This window comes from Cypionkella aquatica (genome assembly GCF_030161095.1).
Lineage (GTDB): Bacteria > Pseudomonadota > Alphaproteobacteria > Rhodobacterales > Rhodobacteraceae > Cypionkella > Cypionkella aquatica.
The window spans coordinates 120673-139518 of record NZ_BSPP01000010.1 but is presented as its reverse complement, the minus strand read 5'-3'; the positions used below and the strand labels follow the sequence as shown (position 1 = coordinate 139518).

At 59.5% G+C, this 18846-nt stretch carries 24 protein-coding genes; 22 read left to right on the top strand and 2 right to left on the bottom strand.

All coding sequences use genetic code 11. The features are described from left to right. Positions 1-6: 6 nt before the first annotated feature. Positions 7-630 (bottom strand): helix-turn-helix domain-containing protein, encoded by a 624-nt coding sequence (locus QQJ98_RS13565; RefSeq protein WP_284325885.1) that lies wholly within the window; start codon positions 628-630, stop codon positions 7-9. Between the two features lie 113 nt (positions 631-743). Between QQJ98_RS13565 and QQJ98_RS13560 the strand changes: the two genes are divergently transcribed. Then, entirely contained in the window at positions 744-971 is a 228-nt protein-coding gene (locus tag QQJ98_RS13560; RefSeq protein ID WP_284325884.1) for a helix-turn-helix domain-containing protein, read from the top strand. Positions 972-1016: 45 nt separating this feature from the next. Here QQJ98_RS13560 and QQJ98_RS13555 read toward each other — a convergent pair whose 3' ends face one another. Next, positions 1017-1307: a hypothetical protein gene (locus QQJ98_RS13555; RefSeq protein WP_284325883.1), complete on the bottom strand. Its 291-nt coding sequence runs from the start codon at positions 1305-1307 to the stop codon at positions 1017-1019. Between the two features lie 240 nt (positions 1308-1547). Between QQJ98_RS13555 and QQJ98_RS13550 the strand changes: the two genes are divergently transcribed. From QQJ98_RS13550 to QQJ98_RS13450, 21 genes are all read left to right on the top strand, one after another. Next, positions 1548-1859 (top strand): hypothetical protein, encoded by a 312-nt coding sequence (locus tag QQJ98_RS13550; RefSeq protein WP_284325882.1) that lies wholly within the window; start codon positions 1548-1550, stop codon positions 1857-1859. 354 nt (positions 1860-2213) lie between these two features. Beyond that, positions 2214-2561, top strand: a complete 348-nt coding sequence (locus QQJ98_RS13545; protein WP_284325881.1) for a hypothetical protein — start codon at positions 2214-2216, stop codon at positions 2559-2561. A 49-nt stretch (positions 2562-2610) separates the two neighbouring features. Further along, the gene (locus QQJ98_RS13540; protein WP_284325880.1) at positions 2611-3642 is read left to right on the top strand and encodes a helix-turn-helix domain-containing protein; all 1032 of its coding nucleotides are present in this window, start codon (positions 2611-2613) and stop codon (positions 3640-3642) included. Positions 3643-3689: 47 nt separating this feature from the next. Continuing rightward, positions 3690-5066, top strand: coding sequence for a hypothetical protein (locus tag QQJ98_RS13535; protein ID WP_284325879.1), 1377 nt, complete (start codon positions 3690-3692; stop codon positions 5064-5066). After that, positions 5063-5356, top strand: a complete 294-nt coding sequence (locus tag QQJ98_RS13530; RefSeq protein ID WP_284325878.1) for a hypothetical protein — start codon at positions 5063-5065, stop codon at positions 5354-5356. The genes QQJ98_RS13535 and QQJ98_RS13530 overlap by 4 nt, the downstream gene beginning before the upstream one ends. Next, the gene (locus QQJ98_RS13525; protein ID WP_284325877.1) at positions 5349-6482 is read left to right on the top strand and encodes a DUF7146 domain-containing protein; all 1134 of its coding nucleotides are present in this window, start codon (positions 5349-5351) and stop codon (positions 6480-6482) included. Before QQJ98_RS13530 ends, QQJ98_RS13525 begins: the two co-directional genes overlap by 8 nt. After that, complete coding sequence (locus QQJ98_RS13520; protein ID WP_284325876.1) at positions 6475-6984, top strand: class I SAM-dependent methyltransferase; 510 nt, start codon at positions 6475-6477, stop codon at positions 6982-6984. The genes QQJ98_RS13525 and QQJ98_RS13520 overlap by 8 nt, the downstream gene beginning before the upstream one ends. Continuing rightward, the gene (locus QQJ98_RS13515; RefSeq protein ID WP_284325875.1) at positions 6981-7214 is read left to right on the top strand and encodes a hypothetical protein; all 234 of its coding nucleotides are present in this window, start codon (positions 6981-6983) and stop codon (positions 7212-7214) included. Before QQJ98_RS13520 ends, QQJ98_RS13515 begins: the two co-directional genes overlap by 4 nt. A gap of 34 nt (positions 7215-7248) precedes the next feature. After that, entirely contained in the window at positions 7249-9096 is a 1848-nt protein-coding gene (locus tag QQJ98_RS13510; RefSeq protein ID WP_284325874.1) for a phage/plasmid primase, P4 family, read from the top strand. Between the two features lie 432 nt (positions 9097-9528). Further along, the gene (locus QQJ98_RS13505) at positions 9529-10173 is read left to right on the top strand and encodes a hypothetical protein (protein WP_284325873.1); all 645 of its coding nucleotides are present in this window, start codon (positions 9529-9531) and stop codon (positions 10171-10173) included. An 89-nt stretch (positions 10174-10262) separates the two neighbouring features. Further along, complete coding sequence (locus QQJ98_RS13500) at positions 10263-10622, top strand: HNH endonuclease (protein WP_284325872.1); 360 nt, start codon at positions 10263-10265, stop codon at positions 10620-10622. Between the two features lie 96 nt (positions 10623-10718). Continuing rightward, positions 10719-11213, top strand: a complete 495-nt coding sequence (locus QQJ98_RS13495) for a hypothetical protein (protein WP_284325871.1) — start codon at positions 10719-10721, stop codon at positions 11211-11213. Continuing rightward, complete coding sequence (locus tag QQJ98_RS13490) at positions 11213-12961, top strand: terminase large subunit (protein WP_284325870.1); 1749 nt, start codon at positions 11213-11215, stop codon at positions 12959-12961. The genes QQJ98_RS13495 and QQJ98_RS13490 overlap by 1 nt, the downstream gene beginning before the upstream one ends. Then, entirely contained in the window at positions 12961-14259 is a 1299-nt protein-coding gene (locus QQJ98_RS13485; protein WP_284325869.1) for a phage portal protein, read from the top strand. Before QQJ98_RS13490 ends, QQJ98_RS13485 begins: the two co-directional genes overlap by 1 nt. Further along, positions 14249-15169, top strand: a complete 921-nt coding sequence (locus QQJ98_RS13480; protein ID WP_284325868.1) for a S49 family peptidase — start codon at positions 14249-14251, stop codon at positions 15167-15169. Before QQJ98_RS13485 ends, QQJ98_RS13480 begins: the two co-directional genes overlap by 11 nt. Before the next feature lie 84 nt (positions 15170-15253). Further along, positions 15254-16543: a phage major capsid protein gene (locus QQJ98_RS13475; RefSeq protein WP_284325867.1), complete on the top strand. Its 1290-nt coding sequence runs from the start codon at positions 15254-15256 to the stop codon at positions 16541-16543. 60 nt (positions 16544-16603) lie between these two features. Beyond that, positions 16604-17065, top strand: coding sequence for a hypothetical protein (locus tag QQJ98_RS13470; RefSeq protein WP_284325866.1), 462 nt, complete (start codon positions 16604-16606; stop codon positions 17063-17065). Positions 17066-17129: 64 nt separating this feature from the next. Continuing rightward, a complete protein-coding gene (locus QQJ98_RS13465) occupies positions 17130-17693 on the top strand; it encodes a head-tail connector protein (protein WP_284325865.1) in 564 nt (187 codons plus the stop codon). After that, positions 17690-18034 (top strand): head-tail adaptor protein, encoded by a 345-nt coding sequence (locus QQJ98_RS13460; RefSeq protein ID WP_284325864.1) that lies wholly within the window; start codon positions 17690-17692, stop codon positions 18032-18034. Before QQJ98_RS13465 ends, QQJ98_RS13460 begins: the two co-directional genes overlap by 4 nt. Next, complete coding sequence (locus QQJ98_RS13455; RefSeq protein ID WP_284325863.1) at positions 18031-18435, top strand: DUF3168 domain-containing protein; 405 nt, start codon at positions 18031-18033, stop codon at positions 18433-18435. Before QQJ98_RS13460 ends, QQJ98_RS13455 begins: the two co-directional genes overlap by 4 nt. Then, complete coding sequence (locus QQJ98_RS13450) at positions 18435-18842, top strand: HK97-gp10 family putative phage morphogenesis protein (protein WP_284325862.1); 408 nt, start codon at positions 18435-18437, stop codon at positions 18840-18842. Before QQJ98_RS13455 ends, QQJ98_RS13450 begins: the two co-directional genes overlap by 1 nt. Positions 18843-18846 lie beyond the last annotated feature (4 nt).

Sequence of the window (18846 nt, the reverse complement as noted above, 5' to 3'; positions counted from 1 at the left end):
ATTCCTCTACATTTTGGGGCGAAACATCGACTTTATCGTGCCGCGCCATGATGCAAGGCCGTCTTTCTCCAACTCAACATATGGCTGCGGTTCGTTTGGATCGGCTGTGACAGCAAAGGGTGGGATATATCGCCGCACCAATGTCGCCGCATTGGTGCCTGTCTGGTCAATGAGTCCAATAAGGATAAGATCGCCAGCTTCTGGCGGTGTGCCGAGATCCACCAAAAGCACATCACCTGCCAGCAGGCTAAGTGACGGCGATGGCCTGACAAGCTCGTAGTGGACGGGATGTCTAATACTAAGGGTAAGTCCGTCGAGGTTGAGTTGCCCCTCAGTGCCATTTCCCTGCCATGGCTTGGCCTGATTTTCGGAGAAACCGCGTGATGCAGGCTCACTGTGGTCTGAAGGCACTTCTAAACTGATCGTTGCGGTTAGCCCTGCTTGCCCCGGCATGATCTCCGATGGGGTCGCATTAAGCACCTCCATGATTTTGGATAGCGTCTCCATCGACGGGTTTTTCTTGCCCGATATGATTTCTGACATAAAGCCTTTGCCCACGCCAACAGCGTCAGCGAGGGCAGTTTGGGACATTTTGTTCCGTTTTAACGCGGCAGTAAGGGAGAGCTTCATAGGTGCATTATCCTAGCGAACCCTTCGCCCTGTCGATCAGCGGTAAGCGAACATTTCGCCATGTGCGAACTTTGCGCTTGACGGCGCAATGTTCGCTGTGAGAGAACGTCCTTATGTTGGCACAAATCATCATAAATTCAGGGGAAACCCGCACGATCTGGGCAAAGCGGATTGGCGTGAGCAAATCCTATCTGTCGGATTTGCTGAACGGAAATCGGCAACCTGGTCTGGATGTTGCAGTTCGCATTGAGCGGCTCACTCAGGGTGCCGTTCCAGCCACCTCATGGGTGCCAGAGGCTGCTGAAGCTTCGACGCTCGAAAACAAGGATGCCGCAGCATGATCGGCACCATCAAATCGCTGGCAATCATGCTGCTTCGCCTGCCGTTCAAGCCTCTGCTGTGGCTGCGTCAAGCGCGGCAACGATCACGCGCAGCTCTTGTGCGAGATGCAGCAAGGCTTGCCGTTCAAGAACTGCAACAGCAAGCTCGGAGGCGTTCGTGATGGGCAACCGCGTTTTGAACTCAAACGTCAATGACCCATCGTCGATGTCATCCGTCGCCTCAACGTCGATGTGCGCCAGCACGAAGCCCGGGCGCATCGCGGCATCTGGATCGAACGGCTCAGGTGATTCATCAAAGCGGGTCAGGCTGATCGGCCCGATGCGAGTGACTTCCATCTTATTCTCCATGGGTTGTTGTGGTGACTGCCATGGTGAAGCGCAGGCCGGGGTTTTGCAATCTCGGCCTGCAAGCCGCGCGCAGATCTCGCCCGCCTCGGCCTTGCAGCCTGCGCCTGTCGGCGGGGCAGGGAACCTGCCTCCGCTCAACTATATCCCTTCTGTTGTGGTGATCTGATGCCATTGCGCCGCCCTTTCCTTGTGTTTTCGTCTGCTCCATCTGCCGAGGTTCGGCCCCAAATGTCTTTGGCAAATGGATTTGGTCGCGGCCAGCTGGCCCCAGTCGGCGGTCGTGGGCGGGGTCATGCTGCGCATCGGCGGGTTTCGGTGCATCCGGCGATGGCGCAGCGCCCGAACTTTCAGGTCTGGTGGTCGGCATTGGTGATGCGCAAGTGCGGGTCGGCCAACGCGGTGGCCCGGCAGTTTCAGGTCACCGACATGACCGGGCTGAACTGGCTGAACGGCGATACCTGCCCGGAAGGCTGGGCGGTGTTCCGGGCCCAGCAATGGTGGCCGGAAGAGTTTGATTTGGATGGGGGACGCGATGCGTGATCCCCAAAGCACACTGGGCACAGTGATTTACCCTGCCACTGATCGGCGTCTCACCGGGGAGGCGGGGCGGCCCGTCAAGTGTGCCTCCCGTGTTTCCCTGTTGGACCTGCGGGCGGCTGGCTTTAGTCGGTTGCCCGCGTCTTTTCAGAACAAGTTTAAGCGGGCGGCTCGGGGAGCCGTTTCGCGCCTGATCAACCGACCTGTCTCGGGCGATCAGAAGACTGGTGCGGGCCTGCCAGCCCGCGCCGCATTTTATTGCATCCGCATGGGGGCCTCCTCCCACCACGCGGCCAGCTGCGCTGCTGCGCACCTCCTCCCGCGCAGCAGCGCAGCGTCAAATTCAGGCCGGGCAGCATGATTGAAGATGGAGTGTTGCACTTCTCGACGGGACAAGACCCGGACATGGGGCAGGTCGCGCGCTCGTTGCGGACCGCTGCAGCTGTGCATTCGACAGATGATCCGATCATCCTTCATATCTCTCCGCTGCTCGCGCGACGCCTTGCGCACCACCTCGATGGCGGCGGGTTTATCGATGCGCGTGAAGAGGTTGCCCGCCTGCTGAAAGTTGAGCGTGAGGCGTGGGTGACCCAATGCCACGGCGTGTTGGACAGGGCGCGGCGCCATAATCGTCGCGCGCTTCTGACCTTGTCTCTCTCGCTGCTGCTGTTTGTTGGCACGCCGCTGTGGATTTTCTGGGCATAGCGCCTGCGGTGCCTGCCCGCTGCGCAGGTTGATGTTTCAGGGGGTTAAGATGGATCTGACAAAGATGAACCGCGATGATCTGAAGGCATTGCAGGGCAAGTTGCGGGTGATTGGCAACGCCAGTGACGCGCTCGCCGAGGGTGGGTTTGAACCGCTGATCTGCCTGACCGGGGATGCGTCAGTGATTACGGTGGAGCCGATCCTGTCGATGGGCCCGGTGGCGGAGGTGGTGTTGTTTGAGGCGGTGACGGATTTTCCGGTGATCCTGCACCCAAGCGAGACTGTCGAAGATGCCGCGCACAACGCGTTAGTGGATGCACTTGAAACGCGGGTCGGCCTTCCAGAAGCATGTGCGACCGTTGAAGCGCTGCAGGTCAAGCAGCAATCCTCCGAACTTGATCTGGTATCTGGCCCGGTGACTGAAGCTGAAAAGCGCCAGATCGAAGATATGTTCCTGAAGGGTGCGAGCAACGCCGAAATCTCGGCCAGCCTCCGTCGCCATCCGAGCATTATAGGGTCGCACATTTACTATTTCAAAAAGCGGCAGGTTGAAGCTGCGCCCGTGAAATCTTCCGTGGCCAGTGCGCAGCCTACCGAAGCGCGCAAGGCGGTGGTCGCCCTCGCAGGGCAGGCTGCAGATCAGCGCGCCACCACCTCAAAAATTCAGAAGCCGGGCGGAGATCAGGGAGGACTGCAGCAGCTTCACCCTGCGGAGCATGACCCTGTGCAGTCTGGGGCGGTGAGTGGGCAATCGCCTGCCACAGCCCCAGAACAAGCCGCTGAAAATCTGCCCATGATCCGCTCGCCGATCTGGGATCACGTCAAGGCGCTCGGTTTTCCAAAGGGCTGGGATGCCGAACTCGATCTTGAGATGGTCGAAGCTTTTGCGCGCGGCGTGAAGGTGGATCAGCTGGCGCTCGACCTCGATGTCGACTCGAAGCTGATCAAGGACCGCTATGCCGCCCTGACCGCCTGCATCCGCAACGATCGCGGACATATGCAGATCGACGGACAAGAGAAGCTGGTGCGGATCCTGCGCGAGCGGGTGAAAATCCTGCGGGCTGGCGCAAAAGCCGCCTGATCACGCGGCGGAAGATCGCAGTTCAAACGCAAATGACGGGGGCAGTTATGACGGATCAATCTTATGCCGCGCAGGTCGCGGCGGATGTGGCGGCGCGCTATGGCATGCCCGTGGCGCAAGACGCGGTGCAGATCATCCCACGCGGTATGTCGAGTGTAGCCCATCCGGTGTGGGATGGGTCGCAACTGGTTTACCGCGAGGAATCTCGGGACTCGTGGCGCAAGCAGCGTGCGGCGTCGAAACGGAACTACATCACCAGCCCCAAGGTCGTTGAACGGCGGCTGCAAGTGGCACGCCTGCATGCTGAAGGTCTGCATGATGCCGCGATTGCTGAGGCTTTGGAGGTCGAGTCCTCGATTATCCATCAGGATCGCACCGCGCTGAAGCTGATCGCGAACCCCTGCCTTCTACATGCCATCAGCAATGAACAGCGCAATAGCCGGATGCGAGCCTTGATCGCGCAGGGCTATGGTGCAGATGGCGTTGCTGCCGAGATGGGTTTGAGCATTGGGCAGGTGCGTTTGATCGCGCGCACTGAATTGCAGATGCCGTTTGGCCATGCGAGAAAAGTCAAACCCGCGCCTAAAGCCGCGGTGCCGCGCAAAGCTGTGGCAAGGGCGGTGTTGCCGGTAATCAAGCCGCCACGTGTCCGCAAGGTCAAGGTCGAAACCATCCGCGCGCCCTCAGCTGCGAAGCTGCGGTTGGCTGCGCTGCAGGCGATGATTGACGGCTTGGGGCGTGATCTGACGCGGGCTGATCTAGACGCCTACAGTCTGCGCATTGGGCGCACGATTACCCAATTGCGCCGCGATATCGAAGTGCTGGGTCTGGCGTGGCCGCGCCCACCGAACTGGAAACAGATGGCCGGCGTGCGCCTGTCACCCGTCGCGCGGCTGGCGGTGCGGGATAAGCGGCGGGCTGACATCGCGGCGATGGATCTCACACAAGTTACGGTCGCCCAGCTGGTGCAGCGGTTTGAGGTCAGCAAAGAGACCATATCGCGCGATTTGTTCGTACTGGGCAGATGCACCATGATCCCCGCGCGCGGCTTACATGGTGTGATTAAGGATGCTTTCGACACCCACCGCGCCGCGATTGCAAAGCTGCATGCAGAAGGTGCTGACCGCGCCGAGATTGGGCGCGCGACCGGGCTTCACCGGAATGCTGTTTCGCGGCACCTGAAGGCGCTCGGGCTGGATTTGCCGCGTGGCTATGTCAACCCTTGGGCGGGTCGCGATCTGCCCGGCACGACCGATCGGGTCAAAGATATGATGGCGCAGATTGCGGCTTTGCGCACTGCTGGCAAAACCTATGCCGAGATCATGGCGGCAACCGGGCTGCGGAAAGCCAGTGTATCGCGATATCTGATGCAGCTTGGGCTTACTGGGCAAGGGTCCGCGCAGCCGGCGCAGGTGGCCGCATGAAATCTCGCGGTGAAATCGGCGTGCTGTTCGAGGCGACTGCCGTTGCACAAGAGACCATCACCGATGCGCTGTCAGGCGATCGCGCACGAAAGTTGGTGCAACGGTTAGAAGCGGCGGGTGCGGAATATGCCGATGTGCTGGCCTGCGCCCGCGCCATTCTACGCGATTTGCCAACTCGGCGCCGGGATGATGAACACATGGTCAGCCTTGCCCGTGCCTTGCGGGCGGCGATTGCGACGGTGCTGCGGCCCGCTCCGGTGGGTCTGGATCGGCGGGACATTTATGGATGACCACCGGATAGCTGACGCCAAGCGCAAGGGCATGGCTGCGATCATGCAGCAGCTGGATATCACCGGGCTAAAACGGGGCGGTGTCGAATGGACCGGGCCTTGCCCGAATTGCGGCGGCACCGATCGGTTTTCGATCAACACCCGCAAGTCACAGTTCCTCTGCCGGCAGTGTGGCGGCAAGGGAGATGAGATCGGCTTGGTGCAGTTCATCATGGGTCTGGATTTCATCGGTGCATTGGAATGGATCTGCGGGCCGAAACAGCAGCTGTCCGAGGCCGAGATTGCCAAGCGCGCGGCGCGTGATGCAGAGAACAAGGCGCGCAAAGAGCGTGAGGCGAAGGCCTATCACGACAAAGCTGTCCGCGAGGGGCGCGAGATCTGGGAAGCGGGCAGGCCTGCCGAGGATAGCCCGGTGCGGGATTATCTCGCCCTGCGCGGGATCACTCGCGATCTGTTCCCTAAGTTGCCCGTGTGTCTGCGGTTTCACCCGGCTTTGCCCTACATGCTGCCAAACCCTGATCGGGGCAGCCGAAACCAGTGGATTGAGATTTACCGTGGCCCAGCGATGCTGGCGGCGGTGCAAGGCATGAATGACCGGTTCTGCGCTGTCCACCGCACTTGGTTCGATCTGGATCAACCGCAGGGCAAAGCCCGCATCCCCGATCCGGTGACGGGTGAGCCCCTGAAGCGCAAGAAAGGCTATGGTGCCAAGAAGGGCGGCGCCATCCGCTTGCACAATGGCGCTGCCAACAACCGCACGCTGGTGATGGCCGAGGGTATCGAGACCACACTTTCGGCCCTGATAGCTGATGCCTATCCCGGTGCGCATTATTGGGCGGGGGTCGATCTGGGCAACATGTCGGGCCAGCGCATCACCGGCAGAGGGCTTAAATACGCCGGCATCCCCGATCTGGAAGATGCCGAAGCCTTTCTGCCGCCGCCCTGGGTGGATCGGCTGATCTTCGTGAAAGACGGCGATTCCGACCCGCGCGACACGCAAGCCAAGCTTGAGGCAGGCATCCGCCGCGCGATGGTCAATCGCCCCGGCCTGCGCGGCCAGATTGTCGCCTGCCCGGATGGCAAGGATCTGAATGACGTTTTGTTGGATGGGGATGGCGATGAGTGATTTCGGCTCAGTCCTCGATCCCTGCTGCGGTAGCAAAATGTTCTGGTTTGACCGATCAGATCAACGTGCTGTCTTTGGCGATATTCGGTCTGAAACCCATTCGCTGACGGACAGTTCCAGCAAAGGCGGCCGCCGCGATTTGGTGATTTCCCCAGATTTGGAGATGGATTTCAGGCGTCTGCCGTTTGCCGACGACACCTTTCACCTCGTGGTTTTTGATCCGCCGCACCTGATCAAAGCCGGAAAGTCAGGGTGGTTGGCAAAGAAATATGGACGCCTCGGGGCTGATTGGCGGGGTGATATTCAGGCCGGATTCGCACAGTGTTTCCGGGTTCTGAAACCCAATGGCACCCTGATTTTTAAGTGGAATGAGGAGGATGTCAGGGTTGCTGAACTGTTGGCGCTGACCCCGGAAAAGCCGCTTTTCGGCAACCGCTGCGGTAAGACGGCCAAATCCCATTGGATCGTCTTCATGAAGCCGGCCGGCGCATGCCAGCCATGACCATCACCCTCGATGCCACCACCCGCACCGCCTCCATGGCGGGTGGCACCTGGTCGCAAACTGTGCCGCTGGCCGATCTGCCGAATTGGTTGGCGCTGTATCGCAGGCTCTGGTCGCGGCTTCCTGATGGCAAAAAGCCCGTGCCGGGCAAACCCGGCCCTTGGGCGCGTTTTTACGATGCGGATGTGCGCGCGCTCGAAGCCGCCGTCCGCCAAGCACAAGAGATGTGAGATGAGCGAGCCAAACCTTGAATCCGTGCGCCGCGTGTTGGAAGACGTGCAAGACGTCGATCTGCCCGAAGGCATGACCCCGCACCCCGAGGCAGAGGCATGGCATGGCGAGGATGGCGACCCCTATGAGGGCATGGAGCCCGATCTGACGCCGGAACAAACCGATGAGTTTGACCCCGAAAAGCTCAAGCTCGCGTCGACCTTCGCCATCAACGATTTGGGTAACAGCCGTCGCCTGGTGTTGCACTATGGTGAGAATCTCATGTCAGTGCCGCGCGTCGGTTGGCATGTTTGGGATGATCGTGTCTGGGGTGTCGATCCTGATATGATCGCCACCCGAACCAAGGCGCAGAACCTTTCGGAGCTGGTGCTGGGCGAGGTGCCATATCTAGTTTTGCCGGAACGGGATATGGAGCAACTGGCTCGTGAACGTGACCTGCGGCAACAGATCAAAACGCTTGAGGCGCAGCGCGACGAAGACGGAAAGTTGCCTGCTGATGTCGCCGAGCAGATATTTCAAATCGACATGCAGATCGCTGCGATCAAACGGTTGAAAGAGTCGCTGTCGAAAATGCGCACGGCCCATCGCACCTTCGCGCGATCCTCGGGCAACACCGCAAAAATCAAAGCAGCCCTGACCGAAGCTGAGGTGCCGTTAGCGGTAAGGGTCGAAGATCTCGATACCCGGCCGCTGGATATTAACACCCAAAGTGGGGTGCTGCGATTTGTTGTCACGCCTCGATCGGGAACGTTTCCCTTGGTCGATGTCCAGGATCTGCCGCCAGATCGCGCGTTGCGCATGACGAAGATCATGACGGTCGCCTACGACACCACGGCGCTTTGCCCGATCTTCACCGCTTTTCTAGACAGGATCATGCCGGATCCCGATATGCAGCGTTTCCTGCAACGTTGGTTCGGCTATTCCATGCTGGGCATAACCAATGAGCAGGCCTTGGCGTTCTTCTACGGTATGGGTGCCAACGGCAAGTCGGTCCTGATGGAAGTTATGGCGCGGCTTCTGGGCAGCTATGCGGCCACCGCGAAAATTGAGAGTTTGACCGGGCAAAACAGGCGGTCAGGGGGCGATGCCACCCCCGACCTGATCAACATTGTCGGTGCGCGCATGGTGCGCACCTCAGAGCCTGAAAAGGGGGTGCAGTGGCAGGAAGGCCTGATCAAGCAGTTGACGGGCGGCGAACCCATCCTGGTGCGCGATCTCAATGAGAAGTTCTTCGAAGTTACCCCGATATTCAAGCTTACGATCGCGGGCAACCATGCCCCCGACATTCGCGGCATGGATGACGGGATATGGCGGCGACTGATGATCGTGCCGTTTGATGTGCAAATTCCGAAGGCCGAGAAGATACCTTACGACACGCTTGTTAAAAGCTTGTTGGACGAAGGCCCGGGTATCCTGAATTGGATGGTCGAAGGTGCGCGATATTACCTCGAGGGTGGTTTGGCCCCGCCGGACCAAGTGGTCAATGCCACAGATACCCTACGCGCCGATGCTGATCCTTATGGCAAATTCCTTGACACCAACTGCATCGTCACCGGCGATGGCAGCGACAGCATATCGTCGCGCGAGCTGATGCAGTGCTTCACCTATTGGCAGATGCAGATGGGCGAGACGCCTTACAAAGAGCGCACGATCTCGCTGGCGATGAAGGATCATTCGCGGCGATGGCGATCCCGCAAGACCGGTAAGCAGTTCACCGCACGTGAGACAGGGCGATTCAATGGCTATGATGGTTTGCGCCTGACTGACCTGTTCAGGCGGGAATGGGAGAACGCGCCGAAAAACGCTCAAGGCCACGCCATCAACGTCACGAAGGCATCTGACCCTGACGGCAGCGGCTCTCGCTACGGTGACGACATATGACGCCGCCCCGTACCCCATTTGGGAAGAAATCGGAGGGGATGGAGGGGATAGCCCGCATCGGGGGAGGATGTTTTGGGGCGTCAGGGTCGGGGGTATATGACGCCGGATCAGTGGGTTATGCGACGTTGGGCGGGGATGGAGGGGATGGAGACGATAATTGTGGCCCGCTCGCATGTGTGCGCGCGAATAGGGGGTATGGGGGTTGGTGTCTGGCCTCTATGTGTGACTGGAAAATATCCCCTCCATCCCCTCCATCCCCGCCGCGCTGCCTTTATGTCGTTGATTATGCAATATTTTCTATTTCTGCATCCTCTCAGTTATCCTCTCCCATTTTCTCTTTATCCCCTCCATCCCCTCCCTGAAGAAGTTGAGAAATCAACGAGTAGATAATTCGAAATTGAAAAGCACTAAATCTAGATAAGGGGCAGTAGAATGAAAAAGCCACGGGCGGCAAAACGTGAGATGTCGATCAAGTCAGCGCTGGAATGGGCTTTCGGCACCGAACATGCCCAACTCGACTTCGATGAACTATCACCTCAAGGTGCACGCCCCGGCATGTCGACGATCTGGCTGATGATGCTGCGCGGGGCCTTGGGCTGTCAGATCGACGGCGGTGGGTCCAGTCGGCCCGCGAGTGATGCCGAGACAATCGCCATCGTACTGTCAACCCTGCCTGCCGCCTTGGGTGGCAAGCCGATGGCAGCTGCTATAGCGGCGCTGGCGAGGGCCGGGATGGAGCCTGATTGGGATATCGACATGACGCCGCGCTGTGTGCCGTGCTCCTGGTCCTACGAAAACCAGCATGGTCGCTATGCTGGCACGGTGGTGGTGGAGAAGGTTGAGGTGGCAGGCAAGCGCGGCAGGCAGGCGCTGTTCGAAGTCCGGGCCTGCCCCGTCACCTATGTGCCCACCGCTCAACAGATCGCCATGGTGCAGCGGCGCTATTGGGATTGGCGGCTGGCCTTGCGTCATCTGCGCAATGAATTGTCCTTGCCAGGTGTGCTGCGCCATATCCTACTCACCCAAAGCCTGCCCGAACCATCACCTTGGCTGATCGACCCTGAGAAGGCCGCTTGACAAAAAGAGCCCCCCTTGTCAGATTGCCAGCGAGACGAATACCGACCGGATGGGAAACCCTCCGGTCGTTTGCATTTGGGGGGTGGCACATGGCAAGGCTCCGCCAGATGCCCAGCCGATTGCAGCCTGCACCTCGACGCCTTGCTCCCCTCATCACTGTGGGTGAGCAGGGCAGGGATCGCTTGCGCGATGCGACGCAAGAATGGCGCAAGTGGTATAAGACCGCGCGCTGGCAGGCGGTGGCCAAGCGGATCAAAGAGCGGGACAACTACACCTGCCAATGGCCGGGATGTGGTCTGATAAGTGATGCGAAGTATGCCATGGTCGTTGACCACAAGCTGCAGCACCACGGTGATGAACAGATGTTCTGGGATGAGAAAAACCTGCAGTGCCTCTGCAAGCCCTGCCACGACATGCACAAGCAGCGGCAGGAACGGGCTAACCGTTGACGGGATGAGGGAAGTCGGAGGGTGGGGGGGGGTGCAAAAGCTGCACCCCCTCTCCCGGCTAGACCCGCGTCCCCCTCAGTGAGAGATTTTTTTCTGGTGGAAGCATCGAAATCTGGCGACGGGGGCGATTTTGATCTGTTCGGCGAGGCGGTTAAGCCTTTGCGCGAACGTCGCGGGCGTCCCTCTTATGCCAAAAGTGAGGAAAATCAGCGGTTTGTGGAGGTTCGCGCCGCTGCCGGTTGGTCGCATGAGGCCATTGCGGCGGATATGGGTATCGACCCGGACACGTTGCGCAAACATTTTTCGGGTGAGCTGAAAAACGGGGCTCTGAAACTAGAAGGCATGTTGCTGGACGTTTTGCAGCAGCGGGCGCGGGAAGGCCACATTCCCTCGGTGCGCGAACTGCAATCCCGTATCGTCGCCCGCGCGCCAAAGGCCCCTCGGGCAAAAGAACCTGGGGCAGGCGAGGCAAAAGCTGTCGAACCCAAGGCCGCGCCAGTCGGGAAGAAACAGGCTGCCTTGGATGCAGCGCAAAAAGTGCCGGATGATTGGGGCGACCTGATGAACCGCCGGCAGGTAAGGGACAACTGATGGCCGACCCGCTGAACCTTGCGTGCCTTGATTGGCGCGAAAAGCTGAAGCGTGGCGAGACCCCTATCGCAAGCTTGCCGATCGATAGCGTGGAAGCCGAAGTCGCGGTTGGGTTTTTCAACAAGTTGGTGGTGCCGGATATCCCTGGTCAGCCCACGATGGGGGAAGTCTCGGGAGAATGGTTCCGTGACATCATCCGCGCGGCCTTCGGGACGGTCGAGTTTGTCGATGACCCCCGCCAGCCAGGCCAAAAGATGATGGTGCGGCGCATTGGCGAAGTCTTCGTGTTGGTGCCGAAGAAGAACTCGAAAACCACGAATTCCGCCGCCCTCGGCATCGTGGCGCTGCTGATGAACCGCCGTCCGAACATCGACGGGGTGATCATCGGGCCCACGCAAGAGGTCGCGGACAAGTGTTTTTCGCAGGCCGTGGCGATGATCGAGGCGGATGAGTATCTGAACCGCCGCTTCAAGGTCATCGAACACAAGAAAACGATCATCGATCTGCACGTCGATGAGCAAACTGGTGTGGCGATGAACGCCAAACTGAAGATCAAATCCTTTGATCCGAAAGTGGTGACCGGGTCAATTCCGGCTTTTGCGATCCTCGATGAGCTGCATGTGATGGCGGAATCGCACCATGCGAGCCGTGTTATCGGCCAGATCCGGGGCGGCATGATCACCAATGACGAAAGTTTGTTGGTCATCATCACCACGCAGTCTGAAACCGTCCCTTCGGGCGTGTTCAAGGCGGAGTTGGAGGTTGCGCGCGGCATTCGTGACGGGAAGATCCCGCCGGGCGGTCGGATGCTGCCGGTGCTTTACGAATTTCCGGTGGAGGTGCAGGGCCACCCTGACAAACCGTGGCGCGATGTGAAGTTGTGGCCGCAAGTTCTGCCAAACCTTGAGCGATCGATCACCTTGGCGCGTTTGATCCCGGACTATGAGCAGGCACAACAGAAAGGCCCGGAAGAAGAGGCCCGCTGGGCATCGCAGCATCTGAATATCCAGATCGGCCTTGGTTTGAACCTCGATGGCTGGTCTGGCGCACGGCATTGGCTGGCCTGTGCGTTGCCGGAATTGTCGCTGGCAAAGCTGCTGCGCGATTGCGAAGTGGCAACCATTGGCATCGACTGGGGTGGCGCGGATGACTTGGCCTCGCTGGCGGTGATTGGGCGGCGCAAAGGCGATAAGGTGTGGCTGCTGTGGACGAAGAGCTGGGCCCGCCCTACCGTTTTGACGCAGCGCAAGGAGATCGCTGAACGGCTGCAGGATTTCGTGAACGAAGGCGATCTCGTAATTGTCCAGACGGGCGAGGATCAGGCCGCGCAGGCTGCTGAGATCTGTGCCCAGGTGCTGGATAGCGGATTGCTGCCAGAACAATCAGGCATCGGCCTCGACAGCGCCGGGGTTGCTTTGCTGATCGATGCACTGGCCGCACAGAACATGTGTGACCCATTGGTGCAGGCAGTGGGGCAAGGCTGGCGGCTGCAAAGCGCGATTTCGACCCTGCCGCTGAAGCTGGAAGCCAAGAAACTGCTGCATGCGGGGCAGGGGATCATGGGCTGGGCGGTGGGCAACGCCAAGCAGGAACTGAAAGGTTCTAACTATTTGGTCACCAAACAGGCGGCAGGTTCGGCCAAGATCGACCCGCTGATGGCGGTTTTCAACGCGGCAATGCTGATGTTTCTGAACCCTGTCGCACAACAGGGCAGCATCAGTATCCCATCCGATTATGAGGTTGCCTGATGGTCTGGCCGTTTTCGATGAACCGCAATCGTGCAGATACTGGGGCCCCAATCTCGCGCGATCCTGCCGAGGACCGCTGGTTTTCGGTGGGTGGTCGCATGTCGATCGCGGGTGTCGAGGTGACCGTCGACCGCGCCCGAAAGGTGCCGGTGGTGCGCGACTGCCTTCAGGTTCTCGCGACAAGCATTGGCGGCTTGTCGCACGGCATTTTCCGCCGTGTCGATGCGGACAAGCGCGACTGGGTGGACAATCACCCGGCTGGGCTGCTGCTGAACAATCCGAATCCGCGCGACACGTCCTATGATTTCATCAACAACATGGTCGATGATCTGGCATCGGAAGGGCGGTTTCTGGCTGAGCGCGTTCTCACATCCCGCGGCGAGCAGCTGTGGCGGATTGAACCGCAGCATTTCTCGGTTGAGGCGCTGCCAGATCGCGGCACGCGGTTTAAGGTGCGCGAACCTGGGCGGGCAGAGCGCATTCTGCTGGATGAAGAGGTTTGGTACATTCCACTGCCGCCCGTGCAGGACTATGTGCATGGTCGGTCCCCGATCCTTGATGATGGCACTGAGACCATTGGCGCGGCCTTGGGGCTTTTGCGCTACGCCAACAGCTTTTTCGCCAATGATGCGACCCCGCCGCTGATCTTCAAGCACAAGGGCAACTTTGCTGATGAGGCATCGAAGAAGAACTTCCTTGGGGCATGGGCAAAATGGGCGGGCGGGAAGAACCGACATAAACCAGCGGTGATCGAATATGGGATGGAGCCGCACCAGCTGGCCCATAACAACGAACAGGCGCAGTTTCTGGAAACCCGCAAGGAATTGTGGCTGGATATCACCCGGTTGTGGCGGATTCCGCCGCATAAGGTGGGTATCCTCGACCGCGCCACGCATTCAAACATCGAGCATCAGGGCTTGGAATTTGTCACTGACACGCTGTTGCCTTGGCTGAAGCTGATCGAAACCTCGTTTCACAAGACCTTCATCGCAGATCCCGCCTACATCTTCGAATTCAACGTCGCCAGCTTGCTGCGCGGCGATCTGAAGGCGCGGTATGAGGCCTATGCCATTGGTCGCCAGTGGGGCTGGCTGAGCGTCAATGCGATTTGTCGGCTTGAGCGGATGAACGGGATTGGCCCAGCTGGCGATCGCTATATCGAGCCGATGAATATGACGGCTGTTGGCGCACCCGCCAGCAACCGGGATGGCACGCAAAAGGCCATCGAATTCCTGCGCCAAAGCGTTGCCGAGAATGGCGGACGCCCGCATTTGAAGGTGATCCAAAATGCCGCATAAAATCGCCCGCATCCTGCGCGGTGTTTCGCAGTCCGCCTGGTTTATCGAGCCACGCAAAGCTGAACAGATACTCGCAGTTCTGGAACTCCGGGCCGCTGGCCAGCCGCGTGCGGAGTTTGAAGGGGCAATCGCCGCCCGCAGCCTGGGGCAGGCTTTGCGGGTGGGCAGCAAAAACCTGCATGTGCTGCGCTTGCATGGAACGATCATGCCGCGCGCCAATATGATGATGGAGATGTCTGGCGGCACGTCGATGGAGCAGTTTCAGGCGGCATTCCGCGAGGCTGCTGGCGATCTAGAGGCTTCGGCCATCCTGATCGAAGTGGACAGCGGCGGCGGCATGGTTGATCTGGTGCCCGAAACTGCCGCGCTGATCCGCGCGGCCAAGCGCGCAGATCGTCCGATCATCGCCCATGTCAACACAATGGCGGCTTCGGCAGCCTACTGGCTTGCCAGCGCTGCTGATGAGATCGTGGTCACGCCTTCGGGCAGTGTCGGTTCGATCGGTGTTTACATGATGCACGATGATGTCAGCGAAATGTTGAAGGCCGAAGGCATCGTGCGCACCTTTATTTCGGAAGGGCCGCGCAAGGTCGAAGGCAATCCGTTTGAGCCTTTGGGCGCAGATGCACGGGCTGCCCTGCAAGCCGAGGTGCGGTACTTCTATGAGATGTTCACCTCTGATGTCGCTGTGGCGCGGGGTGTTCCGGTCTCGGTTGTGCGGGCTGATCCGGTATCTGCTGAACAGCATTTTGGCGGTGGGCGGACCTATCCCGCGCATGAGGCCGTGCGCCTCGGGATGGCAGACCGCGTTGCCACCTTTGACGAAACCTTAGCGCGGCTCTCGGGCAGCGCCACGGGTCAGCGCCGCCGCCGCGCAGACATCGAGCGCCGCCGTTTGGCGCTGATCTGAACCACGACCTTTGGTCACCGATGCGGCGCGCACCCGGCGCGCTGTCGAGGCATGTCATCCAACCGGGTATCATAGGAGTTTGCGATGAATAAACTGGCCGAGCTGCGCAAGCATCTCGCGGCCCTGAAAGGGGACGCCACCAAAATCCTCGATGCGGCCAGTGCCGCCAATCGGGATCTGACCGCCGAGGAAGAAACCCGCTATTCCGCCATCGAGGCGCAGATTGAGGCCAAGAACGCCGAAATCACTGCCGCCGAGAAGATGGCTGAGCGTCGTCGCCATATCGAGGCGCTGCCCACTGGCACCTATGGCGCGAACACGGTCAACGATCTGGACCCGGCAGCGACTGGCGGATTCAAGGACATGGCCGAGTTTGCAAAGGCCGTTCACGGCAATGTTGCCGCTGCGATGGGCCGGGGCGGAGCAGTTGATGCGCGACTTATGGCTGCCCCCGCCAGCCCCCACCAGGGCGGCGCGGCAACGGGCGAAGGTTATGAACTGCCCCCGCAATATCGTGATGCGATCTGGGAAATCGTCACGACGATGGACGAATTTGGCCCGCTGATCGACGAAGAGCCGACTTCGGCCCGTGAGGTCAAACTGACCGCCGATGAAACCACACCTTGGGGCGGCACGGGCATCCGGGCGTTCTGGCGTGCTGAAGGCGATCCGATGACGCCCAGCAAGCTTGCCACCCAGCCGCGTTCAGTTCCGTTGGAGGAACTTTATGTGATGGCTAACGTCACCGAGGAGCTGTTGGAAGATGCGCCTCGGCTGGCCAATCGCCTGACCACCAAGGCTGCTCAGGCTATTTCGTGGAAAAAGAACGACGCCATCATCTACGGCAGCGGTGCCGGCCAACCACTGGGCTGGATGAAGTCCGGGGCTCTGGTCACTGTCCCGAAGGAAGGGTCGCAGGCAGCAGATACGATCGTGGCCAAGAACGTCATGAAGATGTTTTCGCGGTTGCAGCGTATCCCCGGTGACAAGCCGATCTGGTTGGCAAACAGCGATTGCCTGCCAGAGCTGATGGGCTTGGTGATTGGTGATAAGCCCGTCTGGCTGCCGCCGAATGGCCTTGTTGATGCCCCCGGTGGCTTCCTGCTTGGTGCGCCTGTCATGCTGACCGAACACGCCAAGACGTTGGGCGACTTGGGCGATCTGCAGTTCATCTCGCCGAAGGGGTATTACGCTGCCCGCCGGTCTGCTGGGGTGCAGTTTGCATCGTCGATCCACCTGTACTTTGACTACAACACCCAAGCGTTCCGGTGGATTTTCCGATACGGCGGTCAACCGCACCTGTCCGCCCCAGTCACCCCAGCCAATGGCTCGGCCACGAAGTCGCATTTCGTGGCATTGGCCGACCGCGCCTGATCCTGACTCCGTAGCCTTGGCTGCGGGGTTTTTCCTTTCCCAAATGTGGAGACTGAAACCATGGTACAGAAAACCGTTCCGGCGCCGCATCGCGCCGCCGTGGTTGGGGTCATCGACCCAGCCGCAAAAGCCGCCGCCACCTATACCAGCGGCTGGATCGCGATGGCGAATTTCCAGCAGGTGATGGCCATCATCATGGCGGGCACCTTGGGTGCATCCGCCACGCTAGATGCCAAATTTGAACAGGCAACAGATGCGGCCGGCGCTGGGGCCAAGGATGTGGTGGGCAGCGCCATCACCCAACTGACCAAGGCGGGTTCTGATGACAGCAAACAGGCGCTGGTCTCGCTGTATGCCGAAGATCTGGATGCCAACAACAACTTCACCCATGTGCGGTTGTCGATGACGATTGCGACGGCGACCTCTGGTGCCAGTGCGTTGGTGCTGGGCTTTGACTGCCGCTATGGCCCCGCCTCTGCCTATGATGCTGCCAGCGTCGACGAAATCGTCATCGTCGCCTGATTTGTGAACTTTGAGGCATCGCTGTGATGGCGGTGCCTTTTTCTGTTGTGGGTGGATGAGGCCGATGACTTTACAGACGATCACGCCCCCAGCTGAATATCCGGTGACCTTGGATAAAGGCAAAGCACATCTGCGCATCCGGCACGCCTACGAGAATGCCACTATCGGCGACATGATCCAATCTGCAACGGCTCTGGTTGAAGCCTTTTTACGCCGCCGTCTGGTTGAGCAGAGCGTGCAGATGACGCTGGATCGGTTCTGCGGCATCGTTGAAATTCCGATCGGACCCGTGCTGGAAATTGCCAAGATTGCTTATATCGATACTGCTGGTTCGGAAAAGGAATTGGCATCCGACACTTACAGCTTGGTTAAATCCCGCCAACCCAATCTGATCACGCCCGCCTACGGTCTGAGTTGGCCATCTACCCAGAGTCACTTCGACAGTGTGAAAATTGACATTGTTGTCGGCTATGGTGCTGCGGCAGATGTGCCGGCATGGGCAATCAGCGCGATCCTGCGGACTCTGGATCACCTCTATCTCAATCGCAATGGCGGTGGGGGTGAGGATGCATTCGGCCTGCCGGTTTCGGTGCAGGGTTCGCTTTTGCCACATGTGTTTTCGGTATGACGCGCCATCATACGGGCGATCTGAACACTCTGGTGGCCTTTGATGCGCCAGTTCGCGCTCCTAATGGCATGGGGGGGTCGCAAACCTCTTGGGCGGAGCAGTTTCAGGCGTGGGCGAAGGTGATCTGGTTGCGGGGCGGCGAGACGGTGATTTCTGCGCGTTTGGCTGGACGGCAGCCTGCCGTCTTCGTGATTGGTCAGTCGCAAGACTCGGCGCTTTTGGATACCGATTGGGTCGCGCGGGACATTGAAACGGGTAAATCCTACGTGGTGCGTGCCATTATACCGACGGATGATCGCGCATTTTTCGAGGTGACGGTCGAAGGTGGGGTGCCAGTGTGAGCATTTCCACCGATATTCAGACAGCAATCTTTGAACGGTTGACCTCAGCTATCAGTGTGACTGCACTCGTGGGTCAGCGGGTCTATGATGCGCCTGATAAGGATTCCGTCTGGCCATACATCAGCTTCGGCCCCTCCGATCAGGTGCCAGACGACATTCTTTGCATAGAAGGTCAGACCCATTCGCTGCAGATTGACGCATGGTCCAAAGCCACGGATGGCCAGCGCGAGGCCAAGTTAATCGTAGATGCGGTGCGCAAGGCGCTTCATCTCTATCCCATCGACCTCGGCGCTGGCGCCGTCCTGGTGATGCGGGTAATCATTGCCCGCGTTTTGCCAGACCCGGCCACCGGCGTGACCCATGGTGTCGTGGCGCTTGAGATCGAGGCGGAGGAAGCCTGATGGTTCAAGGTCTGGCTCGGCTCAAATCTCGGTTTGATGCAATCCCGAAGCGGGTCCGCGAAGCGACCATGGCGCAGATGGAAAAGAGCGCCGAACAGGTTTGCGAAATGATGCGGCGTCTGGTGCCGAAGGATAAAGGCGACTTGCTCCGCAGTATCGGCTGGACCTGGGGCGATGCGCCCAAAGGCTCACTGGCTGTCGGCAGGGTGGGCAACAATGACTACGGGACGCTTCGCATCACGATTTATGCGGGCGGGACTAAGGAAAGCTTCCACGCTTTGTTCCAAGAGTTTGGAACCAAGGATATGGCTGCAAACCCATTCTTTTACCCATCATGGCGGGCAAAACGCAGGGGTGTGAAAACCGCCATCACCCGCGCCATGAACAAGGCAATCCGCGAAGGGTAAGCCG